At 46.9% G+C, this 21111-nt stretch carries 15 protein-coding genes; 4 read left to right on the top strand and 11 right to left on the bottom strand.

What is annotated here, in order from left to right; translation table 11 throughout:
- Positions 1–5: 5 nt before the first annotated feature.
- The 3 genes from SCB77_RS19370 to SCB77_RS19360 all read left to right on the top strand — a co-directional run bounded on the left by SCB77_RS19370 (position 6) and on the right by SCB77_RS19360 (position 4350).
- Complete coding sequence (locus SCB77_RS19370) at positions 6–1556, top strand: RagB/SusD family nutrient uptake outer membrane protein (protein WP_320183652.1); 1551 nt, start codon at positions 6–8, stop codon at positions 1554–1556.
- 20 nt (positions 1557–1576) lie between these two features.
- Entirely contained in the window at positions 1577–3643 is a 2067-nt protein-coding gene (locus SCB77_RS19365; protein WP_320183651.1) for a family 16 glycosylhydrolase, read from the top strand.
- A 170-nt stretch (positions 3644–3813) separates the two neighbouring features.
- Positions 3814–4350, top strand: coding sequence for a hypothetical protein (locus SCB77_RS19360; RefSeq protein ID WP_320183650.1), 537 nt, complete (start codon positions 3814–3816; stop codon positions 4348–4350).
- 307 nt (positions 4351–4657) lie between these two features.
- On the opposite strand, the gene SCB77_RS19355 is transcribed toward SCB77_RS19360, so the two are convergent.
- Positions 4658–7084, bottom strand: a complete 2427-nt coding sequence (locus SCB77_RS19355) for a hypothetical protein (protein WP_320183649.1) — start codon at positions 7082–7084, stop codon at positions 4658–4660.
- A gap of 91 nt (positions 7085–7175) precedes the next feature.
- Between SCB77_RS19355 and SCB77_RS19350 the strand changes: the two genes are divergently transcribed.
- Positions 7176–7559, top strand: coding sequence for a VOC family protein (locus SCB77_RS19350; protein WP_320183648.1), 384 nt, complete (start codon positions 7176–7178; stop codon positions 7557–7559).
- 42 nt (positions 7560–7601) lie between these two features.
- Here the strand turns inward: SCB77_RS19350 and SCB77_RS19345 are convergent, their stop codons facing one another.
- From SCB77_RS19345 to SCB77_RS19300, 10 genes are all read right to left on the bottom strand, one after another.
- Positions 7602–9137 carry a glycoside hydrolase family 43 protein gene (locus SCB77_RS19345; RefSeq protein ID WP_320183647.1) on the bottom strand — a complete coding sequence of 512 codons (1536 nt, stop codon included), beginning with the start codon at positions 9135–9137 and terminating at the stop codon, positions 7602–7604.
- A gap of 85 nt (positions 9138–9222) precedes the next feature.
- Positions 9223–9702, bottom strand: coding sequence for a cupin domain-containing protein (locus SCB77_RS19340; protein ID WP_320183646.1), 480 nt, complete (start codon positions 9700–9702; stop codon positions 9223–9225).
- 46 nt (positions 9703–9748) lie between these two features.
- Positions 9749–10159: a Dabb family protein gene (locus tag SCB77_RS19335; protein WP_320183645.1), complete on the bottom strand. Its 411-nt coding sequence runs from the start codon at positions 10157–10159 to the stop codon at positions 9749–9751.
- Between the two features lie 6 nt (positions 10160–10165).
- Positions 10166–11485 (bottom strand): hypothetical protein, encoded by a 1320-nt coding sequence (locus tag SCB77_RS19330; RefSeq protein ID WP_320183644.1) that lies wholly within the window; start codon positions 11483–11485, stop codon positions 10166–10168.
- Between the two features lie 271 nt (positions 11486–11756).
- Complete coding sequence (locus tag SCB77_RS19325) at positions 11757–13124, bottom strand: sensor histidine kinase (RefSeq protein ID WP_320183643.1); 1368 nt, start codon at positions 13122–13124, stop codon at positions 11757–11759.
- Positions 13121–13918, bottom strand: a complete 798-nt coding sequence (locus SCB77_RS19320) for a response regulator transcription factor (protein WP_320183642.1) — start codon at positions 13916–13918, stop codon at positions 13121–13123. Before SCB77_RS19320 ends, SCB77_RS19325 begins: the two co-directional genes overlap by 4 nt.
- 41 nt (positions 13919–13959) lie before the next feature.
- Positions 13960–15111: a cytochrome-c peroxidase gene (locus tag SCB77_RS19315; protein ID WP_320183641.1), complete on the bottom strand. Its 1152-nt coding sequence runs from the start codon at positions 15109–15111 to the stop codon at positions 13960–13962.
- Between the two features lie 31 nt (positions 15112–15142).
- Positions 15143–16690: a DUF6850 family outer membrane beta-barrel protein gene (locus SCB77_RS19310; RefSeq protein WP_320183640.1), complete on the bottom strand. Its 1548-nt coding sequence runs from the start codon at positions 16688–16690 to the stop codon at positions 15143–15145.
- 22 nt (positions 16691–16712) lie between these two features.
- Entirely contained in the window at positions 16713–18053 is a 1341-nt protein-coding gene (locus SCB77_RS19305) for a DUF4876 domain-containing protein (protein WP_320183639.1), read from the bottom strand.
- Positions 18054–18057: 4 nt separating this feature from the next.
- The gene (locus tag SCB77_RS19300) at positions 18058–21108 is read right to left on the bottom strand and encodes a TonB-dependent receptor domain-containing protein (RefSeq protein ID WP_320183638.1); all 3051 of its coding nucleotides are present in this window, start codon (positions 21106–21108) and stop codon (positions 18058–18060) included.
- Positions 21109–21111 lie beyond the last annotated feature (3 nt).

Raw genomic sequence — 21111 nt, 5'->3', positions numbered from 1 at the left:
CAGACATGAAAAACTTCAAATATATCATAATCAGTAGCTGCCTAGGCTTCGCAACACTCATGAGCAGCTGCGAAAAATTCTTGGATAAACCCTTGGAAAATCAACAACGCTCCGAGGAGATCAACTACAGCAACCTCGCCTTAATGTATTCGCCAGTATCCGGCGTCTATCGCGCCGCTTCCGACGATAATCTTGTCCATTGGATAGACCTTTCCATCCGCTGCATGCGCGATGACGACTACTTGCAGGCCGCGCCAAACGCTAATGACAACCCTGAACTTATGGCCATCAAGAATTTCCAACGCGATGTAACTATACAGTCTTATTGGGGCCTAAACCAGTCGTGGATAAGCTACTATAGCTTGGCCATATCCGCAAACAATGCCTTAATGGAGTTGGAGCTTTTCGCGGCAAATATCCCAGCCGCAAATACCGAAGATGCGGCCTTGAACCGCCAATATCAGGCGGAAGTGCGCTTTCTGCGTGCCTACGCCCACCTGATGGCATCCCGCCTATTTGGCGATGTGCCCATCCTCTCCGACAGTGGCGATATCGCGCGCCTCACCACCATAGGCAAAAGTACCGCTGCCGAAGTGCGAACGTTTATCATTGCCGAAATGGACATCTGTATCCAAGATCTAGAAGATGCGCGACCCAATCAGTCCAAGCATGTTGGCGCCGTAACCAAATATTCGGCACTACTACTGAAGGCTAAAGCCGCTGCCGACCTGGCCGGTAACGACAATGCAAGCCCCTATTGGGATCAGGTATTGGACGCCACCAACCAGATTATCGCGAGCAACAAGTTTTCGCTATACCCCGATTTTTATCAGTTGTTCAAGCTTCCCGGAAAGCTTAGCAATGAATCCATGTTCGAGTTGCAGTATTCCGACTTCGGACTGCCTGTCGGCGATATCGTTCGTCCGGGCGTAGATTGGGGTACCTTCTTTCGCTGGCAAGGGCCTGCCGGCGACCAACGTGGCAGCGCCATATCCGGCGCCGGATGGATTCCTCCGTCGCAAAATATTGTCGATTTCTTGACCAATCGTAACGATGCCGTGCGCCTTCGAACCACTATCTTAGATTGCGGTATCGATGGTAATCCGGCCACCTTCAAGGAAACGCCAAGTGGAGACCGAGTTTACGGAAACACTTTCGGAATCAAACACTTTAATGGGAAAGCCTATCTTCCTGCCAACCAAATGACCGAAGGCCGAATGGAATATGGTGCCAACAACAATGTGCGTATCTTGCGCTATGCAGATGCGTTACTGTTGAATGCTGAAGCCAAGGTAAGAAAAGGACAAAATGGTGATGAGCCCTTTGCCCTCGTGCGTCAACGCGTACAGATGGCTCCCATACAAGGCGTTACACTGGATCAGATACTTGACGAACGTCGAGCAGAGTTTGCCTGTGAATGGTGGGGCGAGCGCTTTAACGACTTGGTGCGCACCGGACGTGCACAACAGGTGTTTGGAGCACGCTTCGTACCCGGACAGAGCGAGTCTGTTCCTATCCCACAAACACAAATCGATGCAAATAGCAACTTTAGATAGTGCTTAAAAACCATAAAACAATGATGAAAAACACAATCGCTTTATCAACGATAGTTTGCCTGTTGCTCCTGGGGTTTACCTCCAAGGCGCAGCAGGCGAAGCCTATAAAAGTCGAGATCGTGAAAACAGCGGCCGGTTACAGCATAAAGCGCAAAGGAAAGCCCTACTTTATCAAAGGAGCCGGCGGCACCAACTACATGGACCGTTTAAAGCAAAAGGGCGGAAATTCCATCCGCACATGGAGTACCGACGGTGCTGCACAACTGTTGGACGAGGCGCAACGACTGGGGCAAACGGTGACTTTAGGCATCCGCATGGGCACAGAGCGCCACGGCTTTGACTACAACGATACCAAGGCCGTTGAAGAGCAACTGGCACGTGTACGCCAAGAAATTATACAGTTCAAAGACCATCCCGCATTGCTAGCTTGGGGTATAGGCAACGAATTGAACCTACATTACAGCAATCCCAAAGTTTGGGATGCGGTGAATGCTGTTGCACAGATGATCCACGAAGTAGATCCAAACCATTTGGTGACCACCATGCTTGCCGGCATCAATCAAAAGGAAATTGATCTGATCAAAGCGAAATGCCCAGCGCTGGATATGCTCTCGGTGCAGGTATATGGCGGACTGGCAGACGTGCCGGCACAGATCAAAACGGTAGGTTGGGAAAAACCCTATATCGTAACCGAATGGGGTCCCACTGGCCATTGGGAGGGCTTACAGACCCCTTGGAAGGCGTCCATCGAAGAGAGCAGCAGCGAAAAGGCTAAGGTCTATAAAAGCAGGTATGAAGCTTCCATCGCGCAGGACAAACAATGTTTGGGTTCTTATGTGTTCTTATGGGGGCAAAAGCAAGAGCGTACCCCCACTTGGTATGGCCTTTTTACCGAAGCTGGCGAGGAAAATGAAGTGGTCGATGTTATGGAATATCTATGGACGGGCAACTATCCGAAAAACAGAGCGCCGAAGCTCGAAAGTTTTCAGTTGGATGGCAGAAAAGCACAGGACATGATTTACCTTTCTCCGAATAAACCTTACGCATTGGAGTTGCTTGTACATGACCCTAATCACGACAAGTTGACCACGCGCTGGGAGTTGTTGCACGAAAGTACGGACTTGAAAGAGGGTGGTGATAGCGAAGGCAGACCCGAAGCTATCTTAAGTGCTGTACAGGCGGATAATTTTGATAGGGCAACCCTCACAACACCACAAAAAGAAGGCGCATACCGCATCTTTGCTTATGTATCGGACGGCAAAAACAAAGTCGCCACCGCGAATATCCCGTTTTACGTAGGCGCATCTACAACGCAGGCGACCAAACCGTGGAAAGAGCCCTACAGCTTTGCAACGACCACATCTTGGGCGGATGAGTTTGAGAAAGCGGGCATGCCCGACACGAGTAAATGGTCTTATGACGTAGGCTCTCCATACAATGGCTGGGGAAACAACGAGCTGCAATATTATACCGAAGCGGATGAAAAGAACGTGCAGGTAAGCGATGGGTTGCTGAAAATCACCGCCCATAAAACAGTTGGAAAAGATCAAGCATACAGCTCTACGCGCCTGCATAGTAAGGGAAAAGGCGATTTCCTTTATGGACGCTTTGAAACGAGAGCTAAAGTTCCCCTTGGAAGGGGCACTTGGCCTGCTGTTTGGATGCTCCCCTCCCATTGGAAGTATGGCGGTTGGCCCAACTCGGGGGAAATCGATATCCTCGAACATGTCGGCTATGATCAGGACGTTGTCCATATATCGACACACAGTAAGGCCTATCATCATTCCATTAACACACAAAAGACAGCAAGCACGAAGATCTCCGCTGCAGCTGATGAATTCCATCTTTATCGCGTAGATTGGACACCTACTTATATTAAAGGATTTGTCGATGACGTGGAGATCTTTCATGTTGAAAACGAGCACACAGGTTTCGAAGCCTGGCCCTTTGATCAACACTTCCACTGGCTTATCAACCTCGCGATTGGTGGCAACTGGGGAGGTGCCAAAGGCATCGACGACAGTGCACTACCTGCCACCTTTGAAGTTGATTATGTACGCGTGTATCCTCTACTACAAGTAGACTGATTCAATATAGCTTAAAAAAGCTTGGCTAGATTTCATTGCACTCCTCCAAATGTTTTGCTTTTGGGAGAGTGCTTTTTTCTTTCATTTTCCCACTGATCGTATTATAGATAGCTTGGTCAGGTTTTTGTACTACTTTTTGTAAATTTGGGTCTGCAATTGGAAATACAGCTATGGCTAAAAAAAATCTAATCTATATCAGTGCAAGCATTGTGCTGCTTATCTTTTTACAGTCCTGCGAGAACCGGTCTGCCAAACAATTTTTGGATACAATCGATCAACAAGAACGTGTAGCCAGCGATATGTTGATCGGAGAAAAAGGAAGCGAATCACAAAAGCTGGAACATATGATCAACAATAACTTTGACAGCGCTTTGCTTGTTAATGGAAAGCAACAAATCGAGTTTGACAGCATCATTAGTAGGATACAATCCCTACCCGCTGAAGATCTCAAACGCGGTCCGGCCTTACAGAAAGCTTCGATACAATACTACACGGCACTAAAAGATCTTTATGGCTATGCGAAAGAGGAAATCGAACAACAAACCATATTGTTGAAAGCGCGCGGTGACGAGCAAGTGAAAGCGCAAGACCGTTTGATGGATCTCACGCGCAACAAACAAGCGCTTTTCCAAAGCGTATATCAAGCAGATAGCGTATTTGCGGAGGCGAAGAACCAATTTGTAGCGCAGTATAAGCTCGCTCCCTAATAAAGAAAATCAATAAAAAACGGCTCCGTCAAAAGACTGGAGCCGTCCGGCCTTTCCCCGAGGCCAATCAACCAAAATACAATATCATGAGCTGTAACGACAGTCTACTAGCCTACCAATGCGCTAGGTCGACGTTACATTCCTTTAAGACAAAACAGCAAATAAAGGTTTCCACATTGATTTACAAGATCATACAAAAATAAGAATCCTATCCTAATTTCAAAATAAAATGAATATTTTAAACAATTTGTAGTCGAAACGCTACAAACATGTTACTTTCATACAAAATAGGACAGTTTAGAGCTGCTTATTCATTAAGCAAACGATACTCCAGCGCCCGAAAGACTTTCCTATCGTCTTGTAGTAGATCAGCCATAGAATCAAATAGTTTTGTTTCTTTAATCTTACCCTGATCCCACGCTTCGGCCAGCACCTTTCCATCCTTTTGCGTTTGCAAACGAATACCATCAAGCGGTTTGCCCACCGCATCGTATTGCAAGATCGTCAGAAAGTTCTCTTCATTTACGGGATACGCTCCATTGATACTTGTTTCAAAAACGCGATTGAAGTGCTCCTGTTGAAAGTTTTCGTAGAGCTGCTTGAAAACAGCCCGTAGATCGTTCGAGTGTTGGATCGGAAAAAGATAAAACACCCGTCGCACAAAGGACTGTTCCGTATCCTGCCCTTCGTCATCACCGTCTAATAGCTCTTCGCCCAAATCCGCTGCCGCGATATAGGTTTTTATCTGATTATCCGCTAGGTAATACTGCGTAAGAGAATGGGCACTTCCTTCGACTAATTCACGGATTGTACGACTGCTTTTGAGTGTTTTACCGTCGCGCATCAAATCCGCAACGATATCGCCCCCCTTTACATAGGCCTTAAGCTGCAACGGCGCAGCCATCTCCGTTAGCAGGATTTCCTGCCCCTCGAGTTTCGCTGATATCCTATTGAAATAATGCATAGCAAACAGATTAACATCGAAGGCCTGTAGCTCGCCTTGTTCATAATGGCTTGTTAAGAGGCGCTCGCGGCCAATCAACCTGTATTCCGGCCCATCTATAACCTTCCCCTTATCATAGGTTGTTTTTAGCATGTAAGTGTAGTGGAGATAATTCTCCATTTGCTCAAGCAATTCAAAGGAGTATTTACATTGTAGTTTCCCTTTTTCAAAATAACTCACCAAAGCAATATCATCCACCAAGGTGTCCAATTTAAAATATCCATCATACGGTTTTCCATCACGATAGGTACCTGTGTAGCTTTCTTGTGGATTCTCTTCGATTGTAAAATCACTGTATACAACGCTCGTTGGCTGTTTGTCCATAAAATTTTCGATTTTTGTGATGCCCACTAATCCACGGCTATCTGTGGTCACCCGTTTTTCCAAGTTCCCCTTGCTGTATGTAAGCTCTTGGTTACCCTCCAGCACCGTACCGCTGAACACCGCACCGTTACGATAGACGCTTTCAAAAAGCAGCTCTCCATCACGATAGGTTCTACTAACGCCGTCCCTGACGCCTGCTTTCATCTCATATTCTTCGCCTAATTCCAGTCCAACGTAATCAGCGTAATCCGTTTGCCAACCATCCTGCTTACCCTCGCGATACCGCAGTAGCTGGTAGGTATCATCTGTAAGGAAAAAAGAGCCCTCAAAAGGCTTTCCTTCTCGATAGGTTCCTTTTGCAAAAACCGTATCCGTCAAATGGTCCTTAGTTAACATCTCTCCCACTATTTCTCCCTGCTCCATTCTATATTCGGTGGCGCGTACCCCCTGGTTATTCACGAAAAGTCCATCAAAGGGCTCACCATCCCGATATTTTTGTGTGCTGGATAATTTCCCATCTTGATAACTAACAACTTCCTGCACCAAGCCATCGACAAAAAGGCTTTTGCTCAGCAAATTTCCATCGCGAGAAAAGTTACTGACCGTCCTTCTCGTCTGTTCGCCCTCCTCTCGCTCTTCCATTAATTCAACGGCGGTAGCAAATCCATTTTTAGTGTAGTAGGTAAAGCGCGTACCAGCTTCTTCAAAGCTATATGTGCTGAGCTGCTTGCCCTCCATATCCCAATGCTTGGTATGTTGTAAGCGGTGATACCGATCAAACTGCTGCTCGGTAGCCCGCTGTCCATTCATCCAATAGGTCGTCTCGGTATAAGCTACTTTTTCTGCTGCCTTCTCTCCTGTTTCTGATTCCAGTGAAAGCGGTGCCACTTCTTCCAGAACCTCTTGTCCGTTGCTGTCATCGTCGTAATAGCGATCGGGTGTCGTCGGACTGAAATGTCCGCTATAGCGGTTGCCGGCAGAAACTTTGCCTGCCGCTAGTACCTTATCTTGCCAATACACGCGAACACGCTGTATACGTCCGTCGGCGCCATAGTGCTGTATCTTCCAAAGACTACCATCCGGGTGATAGTAGCGTAGTTCTTTCACCGTGCTACGGTTCAACGATTGTTTGGTAGATTGGTCATAACCGGCTTCGTCATACCAATAGGCATCCCCCACATAGCTTTGCTCGTCGGAAGCCAAGGCATAGCCTTGCATTTGTAAGGTTCCCCCTCTGTAATAATCTTGGATAAACAGCAGCTCGCCTACCTTTTTCTGCGGCAGCAGTCGATAATAGACATGGTTTTCTACCGATGTCTCGTTCCAATCCGCGTCAAAAAAAAGCGTATCTTGCGCCAACAGTGCTACAGGTAATTGCATAAGAAGAATAGATAACAAGTTTTTCATGCTGCGATAATTCCAATTTTCCTGCAAAAGATAAGTAAAATATTAGAGAATATAAGCAAAAACAATTCCCTACACCATCCGTTAATACGATATGAAAAACAATATATTAGGTTTACGCACCACGATCTATCAGGTAACCGATCTTGAGGAAGCTACCCGTTGGTATAGCAAAGCCTTCAACACCGAACCTTATTTTAACGAAGCATTCTATGTAGGTTTCGATATTGCTGGCTACGAACTGGGGCTGCAGCCAGACAACACAGTGGCCGCGCACAAAAACAACAGCGTTGTTGCTTATTGGGGCGTAGATGATATAGAAGCTACGTACAATCGTTTTCTAGCGCTCGGTGCGCTAACCGAAGAAGCCCCAAACGAAGTCGGAGGAGGTATCTTTGTGGCTACCGTCCGCGATCCTTGGGGCAATTTTATAGGACTCATCCTCAACCCGCATTTCGACCTTAACAAAACCACGTAGTCTTGCTCAACATAGAACTTTGTTTTGCTAGGCCTATATGCCTTAATAGGAAGTAAGCGTTACATCGCTAAATACGGCCTTTTCCGATTCCTTACCGTGAAAGAGCAAACCCGGTCGCGGACTTCTATCCCAAGGCGAAAGCCCATCGACTACAGCCAGCGCGGCATCGCTCCCCGTTATTTCCGACCATTGGTTTTCCTGCCCGATGTAAGCTCTGCAGCGCAACCCTTCACATAGCTCCAAGCGCAAATGTAGCGTTCCGTTTTCTACGGGTACAGTCCCAGTAGCCAGCTGCTGCCTTTTGCCTCCGTCCATGCGCCAAAATTCGACCGTATTCCCTTTGACACTTAATCCTATAGATCGATCCTTATCCCCGTAGATAACCAGTCCTTTGGCCGCGGCGACACTACTGCTACCAAGATCAACCACCGTTTCTAACCTGTAACGCAGGCTGCTGGGGCGCCAAGCAAGCACCACACCCGTTGGGTTATCCGCTGCACTATGGCCGCTCAATTCCAATCCTGCCCTCCCATAGTTTATCGTCGGTGAAGCATAGCGAAAGTCCCATTGCCAAAAGGACTGTACGGGCTTTTTCTTACGAAAATCAATATGCATTTTCTCTGTTGTCTCCTTTGATGTCGCAGGCAGAAAAGTAAAAGTTGGTTGACCTTGATCAGCCCAATCGAGTTGAGCCAACAGTCCCTCCCGCCCGGTATACGTTGTACCGGTTTTGCTGTAGCCATGAAACAGGTAGTAAAGCTGTCCATCTTTTCCCTCGACGAAGGTACCATGACCCATGCATTTCCAGTCGTTATTTTCTCCTAACAGTACCTTCGTTCCCACATGTTCGTATGGTCCCTTGATGTTCTTAGCACGTACAGCCTTCACATGGTAATCGCAGTTAACGCCACAGCAGGCACCTGCGGAATAAAACATATAATAGTAGCCGTCGTTTTTCAGAAAACTTTGCCCTTCGATGCCCACTCGTGCCGTGTCCATCAACAAAGAAAACGGCTCGCCCTCTAAACGCAGACCATCGCTGGAAAGCTTGCTTCCTAACAGTTCAATCGGTCGCTCATCTAGGCCGTAAGCTTTCCAAGTCATATAAAGATCCTTTCCTTCACGAACCACAAATGCATCAATAGACTCACTACCATAGTCCACCACAATACCCCTATCCACAAAGTCACGATCAGGGAACTTTGAAGTCGCTACACCGATGCAAGAGACACCATCCGATTTTCGTTTTGCGGAATAATAAACATAATATAAGCCCTCATGATAAAAATACTCGGCCGCCCAAAAAGACGATTGTGCCCAGTCGGGTGTTTCGTTAAACAAAAAGCCGGTTTGTTTCCACTGCCGAAGATCATTGGATTCGTAAATCGGAAAATGTGGCCCCCACTCACTGGATGTGCCTATACTGTAATATTTGCCCTTGCTGTAAATGATTGTAGGATCAGGATAATCGCCTTTTATTGTAGCTGGCTGCCCAACACAAAATAAGCTGTAGCAAACGAGACAGGTAAGCAGAATAAATTGCAGAGAAAACGTTTTAGTTGATCGGCTCTGTGGCATGTTAGATTTATTTTAGTTGCCTTGCAAAATACAAAAAAAATCCGGGCTAAGCATAGCCCGGATCTGCAAGAAGTAATCGATGACCTTAGTCGTCCAGTTTGGCGACAAACAAATCGTCTGCCCCTTCGGTGATCGGAATGTACAAGCGCTCCCATGTTTTGGTATGCACCATTTCCCAGCTGTGGCCCTTACCTTTCAAGTCTTCAGCAAGCAGAATAACGCCGGGCTTGATCACAAATGTGGAACCATCACTGACTTTAAAACGGATTTTTCCTTTCAGGGTAACAACATATTGCCTTCTAGGGGCAGGGTGTGCATTTTTCTCCCAATCTTCCGTTTTGTTACTACTCCAAAAAGTAGTTGTACTCGCATGTTTCAAAGTAGGTATATATCCTTCTTCGAAGGTGCAACTCCCGTCGGCATTATTAATAAGACGGATGGCTGGCATCCTCCCCTCGCTCTCCTCCACTTTTACGGCGGTAATTTTACCGTGATTTTCTTGTGCTTTACCGGTCAATACGCTACATGCTAAACAGGCAAGAAGCATAGAAATTTTAGATTGCATTTTCATCTTTATTATTGTTCTTATTGTATTATTATTCACTGTATTATTATCCTTCAAAAACCGTATCGTGTACCATCATCTTTTCGAGGTAAGGCTTGTATTTGGCTACGAGTGCCAAGTGTGCGGGCAGTTTACCATAGGCTTCGAGCTCTTCTAGGCTGTCAAATTCCATGGACGCATTGTAGGAAAAACTATTGTCGAGCACTGCGCGCGGGCTGGAAGCTGCCGGCTTCCCATAACGCACATTTTTTACATAAGGAAGCTTTTTCAGACCCTCAAAAAACTGGGCAAAGTCTGCCACTTCTGTTTCCGACAGCCCCGGTTTGAGCCAAAAAAGCAGGTAATGGAAGTACACTTTTTTTGTTTTCTTGATGCCAGATGCCGCCATCAATTTGGAACTAGCCAAGCCTAGTACGCTAGCTGTTCCTAGCGTTTGGATGAAATCTTTTCTTTTCATATTATGTTAATTAAAATCTATTCTATATTTAAGGACAAAGGCCCATTTGTGATCCGTCACCACCCCTTCATTGGCTGCATTTAACGTGTAAATCGGTCTATTTTGGGCATCAAAAGTGAGCCTACTGCTATTGCCATGAAAAAGTAAGGAAACACCGGCGTCATAAATAGCGCTATTGTCCTTTAACGCCTCGTAATTGGCCAGCTGTACAGACACCGCCGGTTGCAGCTGTATGTTATGGTTCTTCTCGCTGAAATAAGGCAGCGTACCGCCTAGCTGCGCATAAAAGGTGTTACCTGTTCCGGCGGTAGGCAGCGCATTACCCGCGCCATTGAGACTGGCATTCGCTGCCGCCACACCCGTAGCCGGATTGTTGGTCCCCGAAAACCGTAGGTAATTGGGGCCATAATCATTGTGCATCGCCATGCCGTAGGCGCTGATCGAAGTTCCCTTCTCTTTATTTAAGGGCGCATCGTAGAAAAGGTCGATAGCGACGCTTTTCATATCATCTTGATGTACCGCTTGCGTCGCGTCCGCATGCCAAAGCGCGTTGTGCATGTATTCAAAACCGGCTCCTAGGCTCAGTACTTTCTTTTTGCCTAAATAAGTACCCGCATTGAAGGGCGTCTCGTTGCTTTCTTTATCAAAAAAGGCATAGCGAAAATATCCGGAAACATCCTTCTGTGCTTCATTTTTACTAAAGGTTGCTTTGTTCAGCTGCGGATCGGACATGCTGGCTGTGTATGGATCGGCCAGCACCAAGCGGTAGTCAAAGCGACCCAACTGACCTTTGATATAGGCGCTCATCTCCCGAACCACCATATCCGTGACACCGGTATTGGAGGTCGCATAGAGCGGCAGGTCGTATAGCAAGGTGGCCTGCGGACCAGTTGTAAACCGAGAAAGACCACGCCAGGTAGAACGACCCGCCCCAAAAGCAATTTTAGGGCTGAAGCTATATTCCGCATAGGCATCCAGCAGGTCCATATAAGTGTTTGTCTTGCTATTGACATTCACATTCGTTGGCCCCATCTGCAACACGAAATACAGGTGTTCCGTAGGTTTATAGGTCATCTTAGCACGTATTCGGCGCAAGGAGAGATCTGAAACGCTTCCCACCTCTTCGTTGTTGACCAAGCTTCCTGGGTTCAGTTGGCTGTATCGAGCCCAGAGCTCGGCATAGCCACTAAAACTGATAAAACGGGTATGCTCTTTATTGAGAAAATGTACCAACTTTGGATTTCCAAAATCATTGGTCTGTGCCTTGCTCGCACCAACAGCACCAATGCCTAACATTAACGCTGCAAGCAGCTGCTTTCTATTCATGATAATCTGTCTGTTATTGTTGTTCTTTTTGTTAAGACAAAACTACCGTGAATGCAAAAGTGGAATTATTAGAAAAGTATTAGAAAAAGAAAGGCGCCCCATTGATTGAGGCTAAAAGTTCAGATCACGAAGGTAATAGCAAACAAGAAAACTGTAAGACAACCTTAAAATATAAAACTAAAAAAACACACAAATTCAACTAAAAACTGTATGAATTTAAAAAGTGTTTAAAAAAAATAAATAAAAAGCCTTATCCCCGAGTTAGATCGCGCTAAGGAATACGGTTCAGTTGAAAAGTAAAAGTAGATCCCTTATGGATTACCGAATCTACCGTGAGCCTCCCTTTGTGCATATCCGCAATACGCTGCACAATAGAAAGACCAATCCCGTGTCCCGCCTGAGAGGCGGTAGCATCAATGCGGTAAAAAAGATTAAAGATAAGGGGCAATTCCGCAGGCTCTATACCAACGCCTTGGTCAACAAATGCTACGGAGGCGGTTTCACCGTTAGACATGATACGTGTCAAACAATGTTTATCCGCGCTATATTTACAGGCATTTTCGATTAAGTTCGCAAACGCTATTTTAAGCAAGTACGCGTTGCCAAACACCAAAATTTCTTCTTGATCGTCATCTCCAGTACTGGTATCAAAGGACACGCTGACTCGATAATCCTTATTTTTTTCCAAGACAAGTAGTTTAGCATCAATCAATATCTCGTCCAAACGAAGCTCCGAGAAGCTCACTTGGGAGCTATCATAGTTGGAGCGTGCAAAATCCAGTAGCGCCGCCGACAACAGGCTGGCTTCCTTGGCATCGGCGAGTGCCGTATCTACCGATTTTCGGTATTCCTCCACATCAGTATTCAGTTCTTTGGCCAATTCCAGTTCAGCGATCATCGCGGCAAGGGGCGTACGAAATTCGTGCGATATAATGGATACAAAATGACGTTGGTTATTGAAGGAGCGTTCCAAACGGTTAAAGGTGTCATTGAAGGTGTCTATAAGTTCTGAAAGCTCATCCTTAGCCTTTCGATAATACACGCGTTTACTGAGGTTGTGCTCCGACACATCTCGAATCTCGTTGATGATATGCTTGATAGGTTGTAGTATATATTGCGCAAAAAAGAAAGAAGCAAAGAATATAACCACAATCGCGATAACGTATATGCTGATCAGCATATGCCGCAACCCTTGGATATGGGCATGACCGGTTTGATCGTAGGCATGGCCAATCATGTAGTACTTCCGTCCATGAAACGGATAATGTAAGGCCATATACAACTGTCCGCCCTTACTCCATGTATGGTAATTTTTCGTGCATACATCACTAAGCAGCCCAATGTCATAAGGCTCTTCGCCATAGTCGGCAAAGAGCAGCTTGAAATCTTCGTCAAACACAGTAATCTGTGCTTCATTAATCAAGCGCTTGTTTTGTTCGTGGATGTGTCGTATTTGTGATTCATTGACCTGTGCGTCGAAGATAAATTCTGCACGCCAAGTAATTTTATAACGCAGGCGATCCACAAATTCCTCTTCCCTATTCCGTTCGGATAGAAAATAGATGCTGTAAGCAAAGAGAAAGAGTATCGTCGCCGAGAAGAGCGTAAACACGAGCGCGGTGCGGGAGGCTATTTTCATGGCATTTTAGATAGCATAAAACCATGTCCAGAACGCGTATGAATTAGTTTGGAGATAAAATCTTTGTCCATTTTCTTGCGTAGATAATTGATATAAACATCGATATAGTTCGTACCCGTATCAAAGTTTTTTCCCCACACATTGCGCGCAATCTCCTCGCGCTCCAACAACGTATCCGGATGCCGCATAAAGAAAGCCAAGAGGTCAAACTCCTTCGGTGTCAGCTTGATTGATCGCCCTTCGCGCAGCACAGCTTTACTCCGCAGATCAATGGTCAATCCTTCATATTCCAAATGGTCTGCCTGCACACCGGCATTAAACTCGCGATTTCGGTGTAACACCGCCGCCACCCGTGCATAGAGCTCGCGAAGGTCAAAGGGTTTCACCATATAGTCATCCGCGCCGGCATCAAAACCAGCAATTTTTTCATCGATTTGCCCGAGCGCCGTCAGCATGATAATAGGAGTTTTCGGAAAATCCGTTTTCAATCGTTTGCTCAGGGCTATGCCGTTCATGCGCGGTAGCATGATGTCTACGATCAACAGATCGTATTCCAACAGCGTCACCATCTTTAGGGCCGTCTCGGCATCAGCCGCAAGATTCACCTGATAGCCTTGACTAAGCAAGCCTTTTTTTAAAACGGTAGACACCCTCTCGTTGTCTTCAACCACTAATATCCGCATGTTCATCCAATCGTCGCCAGCATCCGCTTCCACAGCAGCAGACAAAGGCCTATTTATTTTGCGCCCAAAGGTAATTCCTTTTTCAGCAGCCTGCATGCTTCCCCTTTGCAAACACCTTTATTTTTACCTTCGCTCAACAATGGGGCGCTAGTCTACTCCATATCAGGGAGTTCAGGATGCGCCATTCGCCTTTGTGTGCCACTGCTCAGCGTCTGCAGAAAGGCCAGTACCGCATCTACTTCCTCTTTGTCTAGCGACAGCTTTTGGAGCAAGGGCGAAGGGATAGGACGCTTGCTTTCATCCACTTTAACGTGCCGCTGAATAGGCGCCGGATTACCGAGGTTGTAGAGCTCCACCACATCGCGCAGCGTGGGAAAATTACCGTGATGCATCCAAGGGCCAGTGAGTGCTACATCACGTAGTGAGGGCGTGCGGAAAGCACCGATATCCTCCTGTTTCCCGCTGAGATGGTAATGTCCAAAGTCCTGCTGCCGACTTCCGTAAAGCGCCTGCCCATCATTATGGAAGCGATTGTCTGAGAACAAAGCACTGTGGTGGCAATTAATGCAGCGCGCCTTGGTTCGAAACAGGTGCAATCCGCTAAGTTCTTGGTCTGTTAGCGCCTTTGCGTCGCCTTTGATGAAACGATCAAACTTACTGGGGTAGCTCACAATGCCGCGCTCAAAGGTTGCCAAGGCATACTGTATGCGTGATAAGCTGACCTCGGGGCTTCCAAATGCCTGCTCGAAATAGTGGCCATAGCCCTTTATCGCCTGTACGTGCGCCACCAAGGTATCCAGCGAAGTAGCCATCTCTACGTGGTCCTGCGTGGGCAGCAACACCTGATCTTCCAAGGTCTGGGCTCTGCCATCCCACATAAAACTGTTGTAAAACGCCACATTGTAGAGCGTCATCGCATTACGCTTACCCACACGGCGCCCATGTCCATTCGCTAGACTTTTTCCATCACCGAAACCCAACTGTGGTTCATGGCAGTTGGCACAGGAAATCTGCTTCGAGGCCGACAGCCGTGGGTCAAAAAATAGCAGCTTACCCAGCTGTGCCTTTTCCTTGCTGTAGGGATTGTAATCCGGATAGCTGACAGCCGGCAAAGCGCCAATTTCTTTAAAATAAGGCTTTACAGATTCATCAATATGCGGCGCTGGCCACGATGCGGCATTACCGCTGCTGTATAAGCGCCGAAGTTCCGCCAAGCTGTAATCCGCTATCGTCTGCGATATAAAGGATAGGATAAATAGCGGCATGGTGCAAACCGATGCCGCTATGATTTTTTTTGTTTTCACCTGCTCTCTTCTCTTTTTTGTAGCATATGACCTAAAAGCCAAACGCCAGTGTTACACGCATATCGTAGCGTTCGGTTTCTGGACGCGACAGCGTCGTGCGGCTTAACTCGGGCAGGTTGACGGCTTTCGTATAGCCCCCATCTGCCGTAAGCCGTAAAAAGTTCTTGTTGTTCAACGGCTGTCTGTAGCCTAGGTGTACCCTCCCGCCCCAAGTATCTGCTTGGTTATAGATAATATCATGGTAGAAGACGTACTGATGGAAAATGTTTTCGTTGATGGCGGGTAGGCTCCAGTGCATGGCCGTATTTTGGCTATATAATGCGGACAGCCCCAACTCGATATGCTGTTCAGCGCTTAGCTGATAGGTAAACAGGCTGGACAGGCTAAGGTCTAGTCGGCTGTAATCAAAAGTAGCACTGATGCCTCCATCGCGGCGCACCTCATTTGTCAAACCCACACGAGCTTCGTAGAGCTGCTGCCAACGTTGCTGCAGCACTTGGTAAGAAAGATTCAAGCTGTGCGCATCATATTGATAAGCATAATTCGCTGCATTTCCACTCTCGATAACCTTGTCCTTCCCCCGGTTGTTTGCGGATTTAAGATGCGCCATATAGCGTTTGTTATCCCGTCGCAAATCCCACAATAATTCATAGTTGAGCTTCTTGAGGCGGTAGTCATCCAAAGCGTTGTTGCGCGATTGGTTGCGCAACACTTGGCTGTATGCCTGCTCCTCCTCGCCATACTGTGCCTTACCATAAAACTTTCCTAAATCACTTTGCCAAGATAGGTAAAGCGCGCCGCCATAACGCTTCATATCGTTTTGGTAGTTCATATCTTTTTCCAGCAGCCAATCTTCGAGCTTCCAGCCATAGCCGCGAACGATATAGTTAAGATAGGGCGATTCTACCGCCACTAGTGCGCGTTGATCATCCCGAAATGCAATTTCGACATTTTCTTGTCCGTAGCCGTAGTGTCCTTCCACGCCCAGTTCTACTGTATTGCCCAGCTTGGCACTCAAGCCCAACCTGCCGTTTACCTGAATCTCATCGATATTGCCTCGCGGGTCATTGTTACTGAAATGGTTTCCGATCTGGTAATCAAGCCCACCGAATACGGAGAATCTATCTTTGGCAAAGTACCGCTGTCCGCGTGCTTGGATGTTGTAGTTCGTGCGCTCGTAGTGGTTGTATCCATATGAACCGAAGTACCAGGGCGACGAGGGATTGTGGCGTGTCTTGTGGCCAAAGCGTGTGCTGTCTTCGATCGTGTTGCTATAGGCAAAGCGCCCCCATAACCTAACGTCTTTAACCGTCACGCTACCTTCGCTGTTGAAATTGATGTTTCGTGCTTTTTGCGCATCCTGTGCCGCACGATAGTCTCCCGCCTGTGTGCCATAGCCAAGCTGTAAAAGGGTCTGACGAGCCTCGACAGATTCTTTGAGCCACATCGGGTTATCGACTGAGAAGTAACGAACTTTGCGCTGTAAACTGTCCCGCGTGTCGTTTTCCTGTGCATGCCCTTTGCTAAAGAACAGTGTTGCTACAAGTGCTATTGTATAGATAATATATTGCTTTTTCATTGAACTGCTAGATAATAAGCTTCTAATCGGCAAATCCCTTCGGTGCGGCCTTCATAGAGGTAAAGTCTTCGGTAGAATTGTTGGAATCTTTCAGTATGCGTCTGCCGTTGACGATTTCTTTTGTCTTACGGATTACCGAATTGGAAGAGCGCTGTCCACCGGTTACGGCGATAAAGCCGGCATCGGTTTTTGCATTTAGCCGTTTGGGATATTGGGTCGATGTAGAGGATTGTAATTCCACGGCATCTATGATATTTGCTACGGGTATCTGTACATACGTTCCTGCAGTCGTTACCCGACCATCGGTATACGGACGGTCGTATGTCTTCCAAGTTTTGACCTCCCCCATACCGGCATCCCTAAATATAATCCAACTATCCTGTCCTGTTTGACTCATGATGAGGTCTGTGCCATTGCTACGCCTTACCACCACGACATTGGGTACATTGGGGTTATCCACGTCAGATGCCAGTGGCCGCGTCACGCCCTCTTCGGTGGCGTAGTGTGCTTCGAAATCAGCCTGACTCAAATCCACTGTTAGATCTGGATTTTGAACGGAAATCGTCTTACCATCCGTTCCTTGATAGGGCGATTTATGGTTCGCCGCTGTGGCCGCCAACACAATGCTTTCTCCGGGCAAAATCGGGTAGTCAGTGCCGCTGCCCGGTATGCGCAGTATCGTTGCTGCGTATACATAATCTTCATTGGCTTTGATGTTAGAAGGCATGCCGTAGGATTTGCTCCAATCATATTGCATGCTATTGGGCAGGTAGACGTAATTCGTACTTTTACTATTCGCACCAAATGCCTCCGCTATGTATAAGCTATCGGCGTATTGCACAATCTCTGAATTGTTGTATATCTCGATAAATTGATCACGAAAACTAGCACCTTGAGTGGCATGCGAGCCCGCATAGTAAATTTGCTTAATGACCAGCGCGCCGTAACTTCCGTTCAGCAAGCCCAGCTCAAATTCTTTGCTGGAGCTTTCGTTGATTTCAAAGCGGGTAGCCTGTGAGCTAAAGGATACATCAAAGTCTTCATCGAGATCAAAAAGATCATTAAAGTATTCTTTCTTGAACACGGCCGTAGCTTGCAACGTATAAGCATTTGGCGCGAGGCTTTTCACACTAAAAGTACCCTCGGGCTGTAGTGAATCCCGAAATACCAACCGCCCCTCTGGATCAAAAACGCTCACCACAATGCTATCTAACGGTAGCTTAGCGCCATATTCTTCACTCAAGAAACTGGCTTTAATCTGTATATCTACTGGTTTATTCTCTGGAAACACATCTCTTTGGCAACCTCCTAGCATGATGAGTAGGCCAAAGAAAAGAAATCTAAAAATAGTAAGCTTATGCATGTCTTTATAATTTTAAGCGAAGTTGCGCACCATAGGTAGGTTTGCTGTTCGGGATAATCAATGTATTGTCTGACCGTACGTATTGCGGACGATAGTTGAAAACGTTGTATACGTTGAATGCTAGCGTTAGCCGCTTGGATATTTCCTTGGAAATATTGAGGTGGAAATTTGTATAAACGCCGGGCTGATTCTGATTGTTGATCAATTCTAACGGCCGCAAAAGATGCGCGTAGTTCGCGTTACTCTCATCAAAAGTATTAATCGGGAAATAAGTACCATCGGCCGTGTAGTAGCCAATAGGTATACCGTCACGCTCGCTCGTATTCGTTTTGTTCAATATGTTAAATTCCGAGACAAAGTTTATCAGCAATTTGGCCGATGGAATATGCGTACTACTGGTAAGGGCCGCATTGCTAGACCAAGTGGTGCGCGCAAGCAAGGGGTATATCCCTACTGTAGCGTAACCAGGATCGGTGCCGGGGTTGGTAAATATCTGTTGGTTAGACGTTCCCTCCAGCGGATAGTAGGTAGAACGAGTAATACCGCCGCGTATATTGAAGGATGTCTGTATGGCATCCCACTTCGGTGTAGAAAGCAATAGCTCTACCCCATTGTTCACGGTCTTTCTGCCGTTGGCAAAAGTTCGTCTTGTTAACCGATATTGTTTTTCGCCATCAATGATATAGGGCAACTCGGCCGCAGCATCAGGATTGGCCGTATAATGATCGAGAAAGATGGTCTCATAGTCTACCCGGGTAGCGATGTCGCCAAATGTCCGCTTATCATAAATGTTGATGTTCCATTTGAATCCACGCTTGGCATAGGCCACTGAAAACTCCAACTGTTGGGATGATGAGGGCTTGAGGTTGGAATTGTCCGGCATATACCGATCTACATAAAGCAGATACAGGGAGTTGGCCTCATCTATTGCCCCATTATCGTTCACGGCTGTATATTGAAAGAGGGGAATTTCATAAAATAAGGGGCCGGGATATAACTGTGCCAGTGCAGGCGCTTTGCTACCGAATCCATAGGCTAGGCCAAGGCGCAGATCGGGCGTAATTTCATAGTTCAGATTGGCCCTTGGCGACGCAGTAAGGTAACGTTCGAAGAGGTCCATCCGCGAACCTACTCGCACGTTCAAAGGCTTATCTGCCAAGTAGGCTGTAAAGACATCTTCCACGTAGAAACCCAATTGCTGCTGTGCATGGATCATGGAGAAATCATAGTAGCGCTCAGACTTGCTGCTGCCCGTAGATGTCCATGTATTCTGCCGTGGGCGTGTAGGATCTATAAGCTGCCCGCGCCCCATATTTTTGGAGTAGTTAAAATTACTACCAAACGTGAGGGTGTGCATGATGCTGCCCGTAGCATAAGCTCCTGTAAGATCAAAACGGGCAGAAAAATCGATGGGCTTTCCTTCTATATTGGTCACAGCGGTATAGATTCCCGGCGCGTATGTACCCTCGGTAACGCCCGTCTCGGTAGCATCGGTATACACGACAAAAGCACCATTTTTATGTTCCTCCTTGTAGGTATTTTGATAGTTTTGGCTATAGCGCAGGTTTAATCCGATGTTGGTCAGGAAACTGTTCTCCACGCGATAGTTTGTTCGGTTGCTGGCCGAAAAGTTGGACGACTTGAAGCGTACCATGCTGGCCGTAGGATCATCGGGATCGACCAAGACACGATCGAGGTTTTTGCCATAATCTACGGCAAAGGTATTGGTAAATGCTCTATTGACGCCGGCGGAGGTTGTCCACATCAGGTTTGTACCGATACGATCATAGGATTTTAGCTTATCGCGGTTGTCTTGGAAAGAGCGTGTAAAATTACCTCCAATGGTGAATGCCCCGAGTTTCGCGGTTTGAAAGCCCTTATTCAGGCCATAAGAAGTTGCATTGTCGCGCAACTGTACATTAAATGTAAAAGGTGTATATCCCGCCATGCGGTTGATAACAATGGCACCATTGGTCATATCGCCATATTTGGCAGAGGAAATCCCCGCTATTACTTCGATGTTATCAATATTATCTACCGCTATCTGCCGCAGATCGGTACCACCAAAGGTATAGTCTCCAGTATAATTGCTAAGTCTATTATCACTACCGTAAAGGCCCGATGATGCTCCAAAAACATAGGACGACCCCATACCGTCAAGTCCCGGGTTTCGTGTCTGCATATTGGCATTGTTGGATAGGGCAATCCCATCCATAATGACGGCTACACCAAAGGAATTGTTGAGTGAAAAAGCATCTCGGGTGTGCGAATTGCCAGTTGATAGTGATGCGCCCCGCAAATTAGCCTGTTGCACCTGTTGCAGGGAAGGCGGCGCAATCTTTTGGCCAGGTACAAGGTTCAGGAGGTCGTTTAAGCTTAGTGCACCCGACTGCTCAATTACCTCACGGTTGATGTAGAGTGAGCTATTGCTTTCCAAATTTTTGTTTACCTGAGGCGCAACGGCAATTTCTTCCAGCCCCACGCTCAGTAGCGGCAGGCTGATAGCAGGCAAGGTTTTACTTCCTCCACGCAAGTCGACATCAACAGTTTTACCTTGCCGACCGATCATAGATACCGTAAGGTGAGCGTCCTTTAAGCGCTGCGTCGCATACTTAAATTGAAAGTTCCCTTGCTTGTCGGTCACATAGTATTGATTGAGCTCCTTCAAGAACACGGATACATAGGGCAATGGTTGGCCTGCTTCATCCACAATACGCCCAGACAACTGGGCTACAGCAGATTTGGCCACCAAGATGTTGCGCCCAGCAATCTCCATATCCAGCCCGAGGTGATCTTCCAGCTGTTGCAGCACCTGCTGCAAGGTTCCCTGCAGCGTGATGCTCAATCTTTTATCCGTGTGGATGAGGCTTGCGTCATAGAGAAAGCTATATCCGGCTTGTCGTTCGATCTGTTCAAAAACAGCGCGTAGGGGTTGATTCTTACTTTCGACACGAAGTAGTTGTTGACTGTAACCATGAAAACTACTGAGCGAAAGTACGGCGGTTAATAATAATGTGCATGCTTGCGTCAGACATACACGGGCGTACTTGTTCATTTT

It is taken from the genome of Sphingobacterium bambusae, from assembly GCF_033955345.1.
Taxonomy (GTDB): domain Bacteria; phylum Bacteroidota; class Bacteroidia; order Sphingobacteriales; family Sphingobacteriaceae; genus Sphingobacterium; species Sphingobacterium bambusae.
Note: the sequence above shows the minus strand (reverse complement) of the source record. Positions and strands in the feature narration are given on the sequence as shown.